This is a genomic window from Oceaniradius stylonematis (assembly GCF_003149475.2).
GTDB lineage: Bacteria > Pseudomonadota > Alphaproteobacteria > Rhizobiales > Rhizobiaceae > Roseitalea > Roseitalea stylonematis.
Window position 1 is genome coordinate 677,398 of sequence record NZ_QFWV02000004.1, and the last position, 12,801, is coordinate 690,198.

At 65.1% G+C, this 12,801-nt stretch carries 11 protein-coding genes and 1 pseudogene; 7 read left to right on the forward strand and 5 right to left on the reverse strand.

Annotated features, from left to right (window positions below; translation table 11 throughout):
• Positions 1-71 precede the first annotated feature (71 nt).
• The gene (locus DEM25_RS06990; protein WP_109765676.1) at positions 72-1,121 is read right to left on the reverse strand and encodes a dipeptidase; all 1,050 of its coding nucleotides are present in this window, start codon (positions 1,119-1,121) and stop codon (positions 72-74) included.
• A gap of 162 nt (positions 1,122-1,283) precedes the next feature.
• Between DEM25_RS06990 and DEM25_RS06995 the strand changes: the two genes are divergently transcribed.
• From DEM25_RS06995 to DEM25_RS07015, 4 genes are all read left to right on the forward strand, one after another.
• Entirely contained in the window at positions 1,284-2,066 is a 783-nt protein-coding gene (locus tag DEM25_RS06995; RefSeq protein WP_158585192.1) for a transporter substrate-binding domain-containing protein, read from the forward strand.
• A gap of 1,444 nt (positions 2,067-3,510) precedes the next feature.
• Positions 3,511-4,485, forward strand: a complete 975-nt coding sequence (locus DEM25_RS07005) for a Rossmann-fold NAD(P)-binding domain-containing protein (RefSeq protein WP_245412787.1) — start codon at positions 3,511-3,513, stop codon at positions 4,483-4,485.
• Complete coding sequence (locus DEM25_RS07010) at positions 4,482-5,594, forward strand: aminotransferase class I/II-fold pyridoxal phosphate-dependent enzyme (RefSeq protein ID WP_109765673.1); 1,113 nt, start codon at positions 4,482-4,484, stop codon at positions 5,592-5,594. Before DEM25_RS07005 ends, DEM25_RS07010 begins: the two co-directional genes overlap by 4 nt.
• Positions 5,584-6,345 (forward strand): amino acid ABC transporter ATP-binding protein, encoded by a 762-nt coding sequence (locus DEM25_RS07015; RefSeq protein ID WP_109765672.1) that lies wholly within the window; start codon positions 5,584-5,586, stop codon positions 6,343-6,345. The genes DEM25_RS07010 and DEM25_RS07015 overlap by 11 nt, the downstream gene beginning before the upstream one ends.
• Here DEM25_RS07015 and DEM25_RS07020 read toward each other — a convergent pair.
• The 3 genes from DEM25_RS07020 to DEM25_RS07030 are packed head-to-tail and all read right to left on the reverse strand — an operon-like array spanning position 6,293 to position 8,795.
• Positions 6,293-7,078, reverse strand: a complete 786-nt coding sequence (locus DEM25_RS07020; protein WP_120222657.1) for an ABC transporter permease — start codon at positions 7,076-7,078, stop codon at positions 6,293-6,295. The two genes, DEM25_RS07015 and DEM25_RS07020, sit on opposite strands and share 53 nt — an antisense overlap.
• Positions 7,075-7,797 carry an ABC transporter permease gene (locus DEM25_RS07025; RefSeq protein ID WP_158585193.1) on the reverse strand — a complete coding sequence of 241 codons (723 nt, stop codon included), beginning with the start codon at positions 7,795-7,797 and terminating at the stop codon, positions 7,075-7,077. The genes DEM25_RS07020 and DEM25_RS07025 overlap by 4 nt, the downstream gene beginning before the upstream one ends.
• Positions 7,794-8,795 carry a succinylglutamate desuccinylase/aspartoacylase family protein gene (locus DEM25_RS07030; RefSeq protein ID WP_109765669.1) on the reverse strand — a complete coding sequence of 334 codons (1,002 nt, stop codon included), beginning with the start codon at positions 8,793-8,795 and terminating at the stop codon, positions 7,794-7,796. The genes DEM25_RS07025 and DEM25_RS07030 overlap by 4 nt, the downstream gene beginning before the upstream one ends.
• A gap of 86 nt (positions 8,796-8,881) precedes the next feature.
• Here DEM25_RS07030 and DEM25_RS07035 point away from each other — a divergent pair, with 86 nt between their 5' ends.
• The 3 genes and pseudogenes from DEM25_RS07035 to DEM25_RS18115 all read left to right on the forward strand — a co-directional run bounded on the left by DEM25_RS07035 (position 8,882) and on the right by DEM25_RS18115 (position 11,093).
• Positions 8,882-9,775 (forward strand): LysR family transcriptional regulator, encoded by an 894-nt coding sequence (locus DEM25_RS07035; protein WP_109765668.1) that lies wholly within the window; start codon positions 8,882-8,884, stop codon positions 9,773-9,775.
• A 744-nt stretch (positions 9,776-10,519) separates the two neighbouring features.
• Positions 10,520-10,868, forward strand: a pseudogene (locus tag DEM25_RS18110) (aldehyde dehydrogenase family protein); the annotation flags it as partial.
• Between the two features lie 60 nt (positions 10,869-10,928).
• Positions 10,929-11,093: an aldehyde dehydrogenase family protein gene (locus DEM25_RS18115; protein ID WP_245412788.1), complete on the forward strand. Its 165-nt coding sequence runs from the start codon at positions 10,929-10,931 to the stop codon at positions 11,091-11,093.
• A 47-nt stretch (positions 11,094-11,140) separates the two neighbouring features.
• Here DEM25_RS18115 and DEM25_RS07050 read toward each other — a convergent pair whose 3' ends face one another.
• Complete coding sequence (locus tag DEM25_RS07050) at positions 11,141-12,772, reverse strand: hypothetical protein (RefSeq protein WP_109765664.1); 1,632 nt, start codon at positions 12,770-12,772, stop codon at positions 11,141-11,143.
• Between the last annotated feature and the right edge of the window lie 29 nt (positions 12,773-12,801).

A 12,801-nucleotide genomic window follows, 5' to 3' on the forward strand; every position in this document is an offset into this window, starting at 1 on the left:
CCGTCACCGGTACCTTCCAGCAAGTCCGCGACCCGTTGCCGATGGACCCCGAGGCCGTTTTGCGGCCCGGTTCAGCCGATCGTCTCCTTCAGGACCCGCAACCAGTTGCCGTGACAAACCGCTTCGATCTGTGCCGCATTCAGGCCGCCGGCTTCCATCCGACGGACCAATGAGGGCAGGGCGCTGCAGTCGGCCAAATCGCGGGCGACAGGGCCGCCGTCGAAATCAGAGCCCAACGCTGCGGCCTCGATGCCGGCGACATTGATGACGTGGCGGATGTGGTCGACGAACGACGACAGGTCGGTATCGGGATCGGCCCGCCCGTCGCGGCGGATGAAATCGGTGTTCAACACGATGCCGACCAGTCCGCCGGAGTGGGCGATGGTTCGCAGTTGATCATCGGTGTGGTTTCGAGACGCGGGGCAGATGGCATGCACGCCCGCATGGCTGGATACGAACGGAGTTTCCGCAACGGACGCCACATCGGCAACACCAGCCGCATTCATGTGGGCGACATCGACGAGGATACCCATTTGCTGGCATATCTCGATCAGTTCGAACCCGGCGGCGGTAAGGCCGGGTCCCGTGTCCGGATCGCAAGGGTAACGGAACGGCACGCCGTGACCGAACCTGTTCGGCCGTGACCAGACTGGCCCGATGGAGCGGACGCCCAGATCGTAGAGCTCCGGCAATTGCGCCCGGGGATCGTCGATCATTTCCAGCCCCTCGACATGGAGCACGCAGGCCACCGCGCCATCGGACATGGCCTGCCCGATCTGGCCGGTGGATGAGCAAATGCGGAGCGCATCGGGCCGCGCCGCACTCATACGGCGGACGATCGCAATCTGCTCATGACAGATGGCAGAAGCATGTGTCAGGCCGATCGGCTCGATATCGTCCATGGAAAGGGGCATGGCCGAGGCATCGGTCGATGCGAGGGTCTGCTCGAACTCCGGGCTGTCGGCAAACACCGCAAAAAGGCCGCCTGAAAAGCCGCCGATGCGTGCCCGTTCCAGATCGATATGGCCTTGCCCATCGCTTGTCAGAAACGCCGCGCCATCCCGGTCCCCGGTTTCCCATAACCGATACAGCAGATCATTGTGGCCGTCGAAAACGCGCATGGCGCATCGTCATATCCCGGGGCCTACATCGCTTCCTTCGCCGTTTGCCGAAATGAACTTCGCAAACGCTCCATTAAGGTGCCGCTCGCGTCCCGTTAGGCTTCGGTTCCGCAGAACACCGCCGGGCCACCCGTCCCGGTGCGAGCGAAAAGGAGACACATGATGAAAACGCTAACCGGAATGGGCGCCGCCGCGCTGGTCGCCCTTGGCCTGTCGGCCTCGGGCGCAGCCGCGGAAAAGATACTCGTCGCCACCGAGGCGTCCTACCCGCCCTTCAGCCAGACCGAGGCCGATGGCTCCTATTCGGGCTTCGAGATCGATCTGGGCAACGAGGTGTGCGCGCGCATCGAAGCCGAGTGCGAATGGGTCAAGCAAGATTTCGACGGCGCCATCGCAGCGCTGCTCGCCGACAAGTTCCGGATGATCTTCTCGGCCATGTCGATCACCGACGAGCGCAAGAAGGTCGCCGATTTCTCTCTGGCCTATTTCAACGTCAAGGACGCATTCGTCGCGCGCAAGGGCGAGGTGACCACCTTCCCCGACGATCTGGCGGGCAAGACGATCGGCGGCTATGAGGCGTCGGCCGGCGTTCGCGCATTCATGGCCGAGAACTATCCCGATATCGAGTTCCGAGGCTATCAGCGTTTCGATCAGATCGCCGCGGACATGCAGGCGGGGCGGATCGTCGGCGCGCTGGAGGCCGAAACGCCGATCCGGGAGTTTCTCGGCAAGCCAGAGGGCGCCGATTTCGAGATCGTACACAGCGGCTTTTGCATCACATGCAGCGGCGCGGGCGCGATGTTCCGCAAGGGCGATGACGAATTGCGCGAGCGGGTGAACACCGCCCTGCGCGAAATCTATGCCGACGGCACGTTCGACACGATTGCCGCCAGATGGTTCCCGGAAGGCATGAACCTGCGCGCCGACATGCTCTGGGACCAATAGTCCCGGAGCATCGAAACGGGCGGGGCTGCGGCCCCGCTCCGCCTTTTTCCCAATCCACAGGACGGCCATGTATCTGCATCAGTGGTATCAATCGCTTTACGACGCGATTCCCGACATCGAACGCGAGGCGGCGGATTTCGCCCAAGCCGAGGGCCTTGACCGGTTCGCCGGCGCGGTCGGAACCTACCAGGGGTCGTCCGGCTGTCCGGCCCGGCTTCCCGACTATGTCATGGACGCGATCGCCGAGGCCAACCGGGTCGATGTGCTGCCGGCGGTGCAGATCGCCGACGAGATGCGGGTGTTGGTCAAGGACGTTTATGGCGACGAGTACGATGTGTGCGTGACCAACACCGCCGAGGCGTCGCTGCGCGTCGCCTTCGAGACGCTTGTTGCGCCACCTTCCATGCGCAAGGGCGACCAGTACCGCGCCCGCTCGCTGCAGATCTACGGTGAAGACGCCGAATGGGGCGGCGGCTATGGCCGGGCGTTTCCGCCCAAATACCGGCACTTCGCCATGGACAGGACCGTCGCCGGCGGCGAACTCGGCATTGACGGCAAGAGCCTTACCAATCTCGATACGCTGTTCGTCCGGGCGCCGGGCGTCAAATACGAGATCCATGGCGTGCGCCAGAACACGGTGGCCCTGATGACGGGTCTTGATGTCGACGGCACGATGGCCGCGATGGAGCGTACGGCGAGCCGCCACAGCGCCTATGTTTCGGCGGTGCATGCGGTTGGCTACGACACGCCCGGATGGGGTTTCGGCCAGACGGGCGAGGGGGCTCCCGAACTGATGAAGCGGCTGGGCGGCCTGGCGCGCGACTGGGACGTGCCGTACATCGTCGATTGCGCGACTTGTCTGCCGATCGTCGGCATCGACCCGCGCGCCATCGATGCCGACATCATGATCTATTCGATGGACAAGGCCGGCCGGTCACCCATTGGCGGGCTGATGATCGGCAAGGCCGAACCGATGAATGTGATCCGCAAGTCGATGGGATGGATCGGCCCGCGCAGCGGCGGCACCTCGTCCTATGGCAAGGGCGTCTTTTCGATGCACGATCCGGGGCGCGATTCGCTGGTTGGCATGCTCGCCTTCCTGCGCATGATGGTGAACGAGCCGACGCGCGTCACCGATCCGGTGGACGGCATGCACCGCATCTTGATGGAAGAACTCGACGGGTTTCCCNACATGGAAGGGCGGCGACAAGGGACTGCCGCTCTACAATCTGGAGGATCTGGTGGCCGGAACCAATGCGATCGATGCGGCGTGCATGGCGATGGGGCAGGCCGGCACCACCATCTATGGCGGCAATGTGCTGATCGGGCCGGGCCTCGGCATGATCGACGGTGACGGCCGGCTGCGCGAGGACGCGACCCGCGCCACGTTCCGCGGGCTCGTCAAGGCCTTCGAGATCGTGGCCCGCCACGCGGGAGTTGCGTGATGACGGTGACATCGGTCTTTTCTCTCGACGAGATCGTCGCGGCGCTGCCCGATGTGGACGTTGTGTCCGAGGTGGAAGCGGGCTTTGCGGCCTTTTCGCGCGGCGAGGTGACGGTTCCGCCGGTCGGCGAGCTGTTGTTTCCCGACGTGCATGGCGAGATGCACATCAAATATGGCGCGGTGCGCGGCGACGATGTGTTCGTCATCAAGGTCGCGACCGGCTTCTTCGGCAATCCCGCGCTGGGACTGCCGCCCTTTGGCGGCTGCATGCTTGTGCTGAGCCAGAAGACCGGCATGGTCGAGGCCGTGCTTCTGGAGGAGGGGGAACTGACCAACCACCGGACGGCGGCCGCCGGCGCAGTCGCAGCCAAGCATCTGGCTCCGAAAAATGTCGGTTGCATCGGCATCATCGGAAGCGGCGTTCAGGCAAGGTTGCAGGCCGACTATCTGCGGCGGGTCACTCCATGCCGCAGGCTGATGATCTGGGGACGGCGCGACGCCTCGCGCAACGCGGCTGCGCGCGACATCGCGGCGATGGGCTATGCGGTGGAGGAGGCTGGCTCTCCGGACGACGTTGCCAGACACTGCCGGCTGATCGTCACGACGACACCGGCCGAGACGCCGTTGCTGTCGGCCGACATGATCGCGCCGGGCACACACATCACCGCGATGGGTTCGGACACGCCGGACAAGAACGAACTGTCGCCCGATCTTCTCGGCCGCGCCGATCTTGTCGTCGCCGACAGCATCGCCCAGTGCCAGGAACGGGGCGAAATCTTTCATGCACTTGGTGCCGGTGCGATCGGCGAGGACGATGTGATCGAACTTGGAACCATCATCGATGGCGGCCATGCGGGCCGGGTCGGTGACGATGCGATCACGGTCAGCGACCTGACCGGTGTCGCGGTGCAGGACATTGCGATCGCCAAGGCGGTTCTCGCGCGGCTGGCGCGATCGTTGGAGGCGGCGCAGTGAAGATCGACACGTTTCTGCTCGAACGCAGCCAGACGCTCTACGAAAACGAGGTCGAGATCAATCTGACCGAAAGCGGCGTCCATCACGCGACCATGGCCGATCTGGTGCCGCCGGACGAGATGGACGCCATTCGCGACCTGCCGCTGGGCTATGGCTACACGGACGGGACGCCGGCGCTGCGGCAGGCCGTGGCCGACTGGTATCCGGCGTCGTCGGCGGAAAACGTTCTCATCGCCAACGGCACCAGCGAGGCCAACATGCTGGCGCTGATGAGCCTCGCCGACCCGGGCGATCACATGGTCATGCTGACGCCCAACTTCATGCAGCTGGACGGACTTGCGCGGGCGCTCGGGGTCGAGGTCACGCGCGTTCCGCTGCGGCCGGAAAACGGTTGGCAACCGGACATGGACGATGTTCGCGCGGCGATAGGGCCGGCGACAAAGCTGGTTACGCTGTGCGACCCCAACAATCCCACCGGCGTGCTGATGCGCGGCGAGACGCGCCGCGCCCTGGCCGCGCTGACGGAGAAGGCCGGTGTCTGGCTTCTGGTCGATGAAATCTACCGCGGATCGGAAATCGACGGGCGACCGCCCGCCACCGCATGGGGCCTTGGCGGCAAGGTGATCGCCACCGGAGGTCTTGCCAAATCGTTCGGGTTGCCGGGTCTCCGCATGGGATGGTGCATCGCGCCGCCCGATCTGGTCAAGCGCATGCATGAACGGCAGGACTACACGACCATCGGGACAGGACCGCTGGCCCAGGAACTGTCGCGGCGGGCGCTGACCAATCCGGTGCGCGACCGGCTGCTGGCGCGCGGCCGCCAAATCCTGTCGGCTGGACGCGGCCGGGTCGAAGATTGGTTGCGCGGACGCAACGGCTGGTCATTGGTGCAACCTGAAGCCAGCGGCATGGCGTTCGTGGCATACGATCTCGACATGGACTCCGAACGGTTCGTGCACGAACTGCGGGACCGGACCGGTGTCTTCGTGTGCGCCGGCGACTGGTTCGGCATTCCCCGGCACATCAGGATCGGGTTCGGCGTCGACCGGTCCGATTTGGACATGGGGCTGGAGCGCATCGACGCGTTCGCCAAATCCCATGCCGGGTGAACCGGTTGTCGAGGCCGCCGGGCTGAACGTCCGGATCGGGGATTTTCCGGTCCTGACCGACATCGATCTGACGATCCGCAAGGGCGAGAAGATCGTGCTGATCGGCCCGTCCGGTTCGGGCAAGACCAGCCTGTTGCGCGTTTGCGCAGGGCTGCTTTCGGATCGAAGCGGGCGGTTCGAGCTGTTCGGATCGGTACCGGCCACGCCCGGGCAGTGGAGCAAGGCGCGCCGGCGCATGGCGATGATCTTTCAAAGCTTCAATCTCTATTCGATGCGCACGGCGTTGGACAACATCACCTTCGCGGCTCGTGAATTGCGTCTGGGTAGCGAAGCAGAACTGAACGAACGCGGCAGGGACCTTCTCGAACTGGTGGGTTGCCATGGATTGGCGGACAGATACCCGTTCGAAATGTCGGGCGGCCAACAGCAAAGGATCGCCATCGCACGGGCACTGATCGGCGATCCGGAATTGCTGCTGCTCGACGAGCCGACGGCGTCGCTCGACCCCGAGACCATCGCCGGCATTCTCGATCTCTTGACGCAAGTGGCCGAAGGCCGGTTCAGCGGACGCCCGATGACGGTTCTGTGCGCCACCCACGAGATGGGCTTCGCCCGGCGTATCGCCGACCGCGTGCTCTTCATGGAAAAAGGATATGTGGTCGCATCGGGAACCAGCCGGCAGATGTTCGGCGGCGGTGTCAGCGACCGGTTCCTGGAGTTTGTGGGAGCGATGGCCCATCAACGGCCGTAAGCCCGGGGGCGGTCTTTCCGGCGCGCGGCCGGGCCCTTTCCGCCTTGCGCCGGAGTTCCGGCGACAAGCGGACCTCCAGCAAGGCCATGAAACTGCTAAGCGCCAGGATCAGAACCAGGAAGATCGCGCCGGCGATGAGCAGCGGCGTGATCGGGTCGTAGGTCCGATAGTAGACACCGCTTGCTCTGGCCATCAATTCCTGGATTGTCACCAGGCTGGCGATGGAAGTCGCCTTGACCACGAAGATCATCTCGTTGCCGTAGTTGCGCAGACCCAATCGGATCGCGTTGGGTGCGATGATCCCCTTGATGACGGTCCATCGCGACAGCCCGGCGACATGGGCCGCTTCGATCTCACCCCGGGGGACGGCACGCACTGCCCCGACGATGACTTCCGTCAGATAGCCGGCGGAATTGAGCGACAGGGCCAGGATCGCGCAGAAAACGGGATGTTGGAACGCATGCCACAGAAACGTGTCGCGCACGATCGGCAGTTCGGGCACGCCATAGTAGATCAGGAACAACAGAACGAGCAGCGGCGCGCCGCGAAAAACGAAGACGAACGTCAGGCCGAACCCGTTTGCCGCCCGGTTCCGCGAAAGCCGGCAGGGCACGATCATCAAGGCGATGATCATCCCGAAGAACAGAACCGACACGGTCAGGAAAAGCGTCCAGGCGAGACCCTCGGCGAAGCCCGGCAGGGTGGAGAGAAGCGTCTCGAAATCCATGATCATGGCGACCAACTCCCCTGTTTGGGCAAATGGCGCGTCAGGTTGCGTTCGAGCCGGATCTGCCCCCAGAGCGAGACGGCGGACACAAGCAGATATGCGATCAGCGCAGCGGTGAAGAACGCGAAATAGTGTTTGGTGTTCTGCCCGGCGGTGTTGGCCTGCCCGATCAGATCGGCAAGACCGATCGCGGAGACGAGCGGGGTGTTCTTGATCATCACCATCCACAGGTTGGACAGGCCGGGAAAGGCGTATCGCAGGGCGACGGGAAAAACGATCCTGTGGAATGTCACGAACGGTGTCATGCCGAGCGAGCGGGCTGCTTCACGCAGTCCGGTCGGCACGGATATGATCGCGCCGCGAAACACCTCGGCCGTATAGGCGCCATGCACGAGCGCCAGCGCCACGACGCCGGCCGTGAAAGCATCCAGCGATACGCGCAGGTCGATGCCGATCAGCGCGAACGTCGAACGGATCATCAGCGCGGCGCCGTAGTAGGTCAGAAACAGGATGAGAAGCTCGGGCACGCTGCGAAAGATCGTGCCGTATGCCGCTGAAACCGGCCGCAGGATGCGCGATTTCGACAATAGCGCCAAGGCCGCAAAAAGCCCGATGACCGTGCCGATCACATAGGCGGCAATGGCCAGCGTCATCGTCAGGGCAAAGCCCCAGAGCAGTTCGTCGCCCCAGCCGTTGGCGCCGATCGAAAACAGTGTCCAGTTCATCGCGCCGGCCAGCCCTTGGTGATGGTCTCGCAGACATAACCGATCACAGTGTTGCCCTCCATATCGGCATCGCATCGTCCTGTTGCGGCGATGCAGGCAAAAATGCCAGTGCATTGCGCGGTCAGATCGACCGGCGCGGAAAGATCGTCGGGATGAAGTCGGGCGACCGTCTGGCCCCTGGTCACCGCATCGCCGAGTTGCGCCACCGGCTCGATCACGCCGGCCGCAGCGCAGGTCACCGTGTGCCGTTCGCCGCTCATTTCGAGCAGCGGGCCCGGCGATGGCGGCGGCGCGCCCCCCTCCATCAGGCCGATCGCGCCCAGAAGCCGCATGACGCCATCGCGTGCCGCCGCCATCGATGCCGCGCTGACGCGGCCGCCGCCGCCAAGTTCGGTTGAAACGGCATGGGCGCCAAAACTCTTTGCGTGATGCTCCAGCGTGCCGGTGTGCGGCATGGAATGATCCGATCCATCGAACACCAGCGAGAAGGGCGCTCCGAACGCATGCAGATAGGGCCGCATGGTCAGGTCATCGTCCGATCCGACGGCAGCCTGGACATTGCCGCTGACAACGAACTCGTGGCTGACCCCGCCCGAATGCAGGTCGATTACCCAATCGGCACGGGGCAATATGGCGTCAGTCACAAAGTCCGAGATGAGCTTGGCGCGGCCGGTGGCCGATCCCCTTCCGTAGACGCGGTTGATATCCTGTCCGGCATCCGCCGGGTCGGTGCGGCGTCCGGCGAGACATGCCCCCGGATTGTGGCGGGGCAGGCAGATGAGGGTGCCGCTTATGTCCAGCGCGTCGAGACGGCGCACCATCTGTGCAACGACGATCTGGCCTTCATATTCGTCGCCATGTGTGCCGCCGACCAGAAGAACGGTCGGCCCCTCGCCCTGGCGCTTGACGCTGACGGGCAGATCCCCGGGGCCGATCCCGTGCCGGACGCCCTGCGTACCTGTGATGTCGGATATCTGCATCGGCGTATTTGCAGCCATGGCCGAACCCTATCAGCGGGTGCGACCGCCTTGACCCGGGATGGTGCGGATTGTACTTCGATTTTGTCGAAGTAATCGAGTGAACCATGGTCGGTCGCGTCAGCGACATCGATATACGCCTGCTGCGGATCTTCGTCGCGGTGGTTGACGCGGGCGGCTTTTCGCTGGCCGTGGCGCGCCTCAATCTCGCCGAATCCACGGTCAGCCAGCACATGGCCGATCTGGAGACGCGTTTGGGCCTGCGCCTTTGCGAGCGCGGTCGCGGCGGCTTTCATGTCACGCCCGCCGGCGAGGAAGTCTACCGGCTGGCCATCAACATGCTGCTCGATCTCGAGGAGTTTCGCGACCAGCTCACCTCGATCCGATCGGGGGTGGCCGGCACGCTGCGGATCGGTTTGCCCGACGGGATCATCGGCGACCCGCACTTTCCGATTGGCCGGCAACTGGCCCAGTTCCTCAAGCGCTATCCGGAGATCCAGCTTGAGATCAACATGCGCTCGCCACGGGTGCTCGAGCGCTCGGTTCAGGATGGCGATCTCCTTTTGGCGATCGGGCCGCGCCATCGTCGCGTTTCCGGCCTGCGCTTCGTGCCGATCTATGCCGAAGCCAATTCGCTTTATTGCGGGCGCGGCCACGACCTTTTCGGCGTGCCGCCCGAGAAGCTGGCGGCCAAGGATGTCGAGCAGTTCGACCGGATTGCGCGCGGCTATCTGGACCGTTTCGATGCCCAGTTCTTCCGCGACCAGACATATCGGATCACCGTTCATCAGGTGGAAGCGGCGGCCATGATGATCCTGGCGGGCGCCGGCATCGGCTTCCTGCCCGATCATTTCGCGGCCGCCTATGTGGAGCGGGGCGAGTTGTGGCGGGTCAAACCCGACCACTTCCGGTTCGACAGCGACATGGGCGCGATTTTGCATCCGTCGAAATCGGACGAACCGAAGGTCTCCCGCCTGCTAAAGATGCTGGATATCGGCTGACCGGACCGAGGGTGGTGAGCTCGGCACGAAAGTTGTGCCGATGGTCGCCGGTCTGGCCCCTCGATGACAAACTCGCAGCGATCACCACGCCTCGCCGAACTGCGCGAGCGTGTGCGCTTTCCGACCGGGCCAGGCATGGCAAGGCCGTGAGCCGCGCCCGGCGACAGTCTTGTCCCGCATCGTTCGCGCCGGACAATTCCGTAACTGTGGCAGTCGCCTACCATGCGACTGGTCAGGCCTGCTGAGCGCCGGCCCAAGCCGGAAAGCCTGCCGCACGGCAGCCGATCAGCGATTTCACACGCCGCTTTCTCGGCGCGAGCGGCGACCAGACCAAGGACACAGGTCCAGTACGCTCGTTCCAGCCGGGAAGCAGGTTGCGAAGGCGCCCGTCGCGCAGTTCGGAGACGACTGCAAAGCTGGGCAAAATGACCGATGCCAGCGCCCTTGGCGACAAGCGTGAGCGCACAAAGGCCGCTGTTGGTGCGACAGCGCGGATTGATCGACAGGCGACGCTGGCGGCCTTCCGGGCCCGACAGGAGGACTTCGGGAGCCGTGATTGCCCCGCCTGAACGGTCCGGTTTGATTGTGGTTTATGACCAGCCAATGGTCCATCGAGACTATGGTTTCCGGGGCCGATGCTCGGACAGGCGCCGCATTTACACAGTCATGCCCGGGCCAACCGCGTCGATATCCCCCTGCGACGTCGAGCGGTATGTCGGTGAAGCACGCAGGTGCCACGAGGTCATGGAAACGCGGCCCGCCGGCCGTCAACGGGTCGCCGATGCCCTGACCGCTGATGGCGATGTGCTTGCACACCTTTTGTCGCGGGAACAGGGCAAGCCATCGGCCAAATCGCAGGCCGGGGTCAGTGGCGCCGGCTTCTTCATCAACGGCTTTGCCGATCTCGATCTCGCACCGACGGTCCATCGCGATGCGGACGCGCAACATGTACGCGCCGAGCGGCGCCCCATCGGCGTCGTCGGCGCAATCACGGCCTAGAACTATCCGGTTCTGCTCGGCGCATGGACGATCGTCCCTGCCGTCCTGACCGGCAACGCCGTGATCCTGAAACCGGCGCCAACAACACAGCTGGCCACGCTCAGGAAGGCCGAGATCGCCGATCGGATATTCCCGCCGGGCATGGTCACAGTGCTTGCAGGCGACGACAATCCCGCCATGGCTGGAAGCCGGTTCGGTCTGGATCAACCAGCACCCCTCCACGGGACCCGAGATCACGTTCGGAGGCATCAAGCAGTCCGGCATCGGCGTTGAATGCGGTGTTCGGGGTCTGGAGGAGCAGACTTTCCGTTCGTCCTGAACGTCAAGAAGGGATGACCGGGCCGGGACGCGATCCGGTCGGGCGGGTCAGAACTCGCCGAACAGGCCCGCCCGCGCCGCCGGCAGGCCGTCGGCGTTGAGGCTGAAGGCGGCCGTGATGCCGCTGGGCCTCGGCGTGTCCAGCCGGTGTGCGACGGCGAAGCCGCTGGCCCACTCGGACTTGTAGACCCCCATATTGGCCGCCCAGGTGGTGCGGCCGGGGGCCGACGGCATCGGCGCATTGGCCATTGCCATAACCGCTGCGATGCCGCGCCGCGATTCGGTCTGGACCTGGTCGATGCGGCGGTTCAGATTGTCGATGTCCGCCCCGACCGCGCTGGCAAGGTCGCCCAGCAGCGACTGCAGCGGCACGGCGGCGAGGTTGCCGCCGGCGTCGGTCGTCACGATCTGCGTCGGTCCCGATTGCGCCGCACGGCTTGCGTCCGAGGCAATGCCCGGCATCGTGTATGTGTTGGCCGCCGTTCCGATGACGATCTGGTTGGCGCGGCCGGTGCTGGCGCCGGCGCCCAGCGCGGCCGACCCCGCATGGGTCGCCGATGCGCCATGCCCGACAGCGGTCGCGCCGCTGCCCGAAGCGACCGAGCGCGCACCTTGGGCCACCGACCGGTCGCCATTCGCCTGGGCGCCGGCGCCGGTTGCCGTCGCATCGGTGCCCGCGGCCCCGGCGCCCCAGCCAACGGCCAAAGCGTCGTCGCCCGTTGCCGCCGCTGCCGCAAGGCCCGACGTATTGTTGGCGGCGATCACGCCGAAGTCGCCATCGACCACCGTCAGCGCCGTATCGAGGGCGGCCAGCGCCGATCCGACATCGTTGTGGGTCGTCCCGCGGATCGTGAAACCGGGATCGGTGAAAAGGCCTGTGGCGGGGTCGAACGCCGCGCCGCCTCCGAGCGCGCCGGCCAGATTGTCGCCGACCGCACGCAACTGGCGCAGATTGACCGCATCGGTGTCGGCGGTACCGCCGGCGACGTTGGTGATCTGCCGTTCGCCGCCCGCCGTGCCGACCGAAACCGCGCCGGCCGACGAGGCCACGGACGTGCCGGAAAACGCCTCATCGGCGCCCGCCATGCCGGTTCTGCCGGCCACCGAGCCCGCACCGAGGGCAAGACCGCCCGCCGTGGTGACCGTGCTGTCGCGGCCGATCGCCACGCCGTCGATGGCGGTCACGGTGCCACGCAGACCAAGCGCAACGGCACCGGTCGCGCCGGCTGCGGTGTTGGCGCCGTTGCCGATCGCGATCGCGTCCGCTTCACCTGCCGATGCCAGCGGGTTGCCGGTGCCGCCAAGACCGTCGATCGAGCCGCCGCCCATGGTGATGCCTTCGCCGTTGTCGATGTCCACGCCCTGCGTGCGCAGCTGGCAGCCCGACCCGAGAGCCACAGCATTTCCGTCCGTGTCCAGAACGCTCAGCCCGATGTTCTGGCCGCTCAGCGGCGCCTGAATGTCGGTGTTGATCTCGCCGATGATGAGATTGAGCACCGGATCGAGCAGGCCGCTCAGCAGGCCGGACGCCGCGTTGCTGACAGGATCGAGCACCGGCAGATCGACGCTCAAGCCCGAGCAGACATCGACAAGCGCCTGCGAACGGGCCGGTCCGGCGAACCATGACAGTGCGGAGGCGCAACAGGCCAGGGAACAGATGACGATACGGACGCGACGCATGGGCAGGCCTCGATACACGCAAATGTTGC